Genomic DNA, 717 nt, shown 5'->3' with positions numbered 1-717 from the left:
CCCCGTCCAGTTTCCCTGGCCCTCCCCGTGAACCATACCGAAATGGGAACCTGAATCGCGCCGCCCTGATCGGGACGAATGAACACCATTGGCGGGTCTTGGCTGGTCACCGCCCTAGCAAACGTTCCTGATGCGGTTGCAACGCCGGAATAGGTGCCTTTGGTGAGAAGACAAAGCCTTGGTGCCTCCGAATCAATTTGAACAAACGAGTTGTCATTGATGCTCTGAAAGCCGTAACTCATGTCCCGTACCTGATTGCGTAGCCTTTGGCGACGATCCTCGTCTGAATTGTTGAAGCGCCGGCTGAAGGGTTTTTGGGCCGTACCACTACTTGCCCCACCGCCGTCGTGACGTATGGATAGGACTTTGCGTTGCCTGACCCATCTGTTTCAGATGACTGCACATCCTGCGCCCTCGTCGGGATGATCATGAACACGCAATTGGCAGGGTTGAAACCGGGAATGTTCAGCGTGTAGCTGGGCGTGGTACCGCTGAAATCAATCACGCCCTGCCACAGCACCTGATAGGTGAAGCTGTTGGTGTCCATGGCGAGCTGACCGCTCTCGTCAAACACACGAAGGCCAAATAGAGCCATTGATCACCCCAAATAGCCGAGACGAACGCGCAGCACGTTGTTGGCGTCATAAACCGAGACGTTCAGTGAATTGATCACCAGTCGCCCCTGTCCCGGGACAATGCCATTGATCTCAAGCGTTC

General features: G+C 55.2%; 1 protein-coding gene and 1 pseudogene. Both read right to left on the bottom strand.

Going from position 1 to position 717, the window contains the following annotated elements:
• A pseudogene (locus tag HT737_RS31505) lies at nt 1–242 on the bottom strand (hypothetical protein); the annotation flags it as partial.
• Nucleotides 239–595, bottom strand: a complete 357-nt coding sequence (locus HT737_RS30620; RefSeq protein WP_182400907.1) for a hypothetical protein — start codon at nt 593–595, stop codon at nt 239–241. The gene HT737_RS30620 and the pseudogene HT737_RS31505, both read right to left, overlap by 4 nt.
• Nucleotides 596–717 lie beyond the last annotated feature (122 nt).

Origin of the sequence: Pseudomonas sp. MD195_PC81_125, assembly GCF_014060985.1 — a bacterium.
GTDB lineage: Bacteria > Pseudomonadota > Gammaproteobacteria > Pseudomonadales > Pseudomonadaceae > Aquipseudomonas > Aquipseudomonas parakoreensis.
The sequence above is the reverse complement of the archived record's forward strand: the minus strand, read 5'-3'. Positions and strand labels throughout refer to the sequence as shown.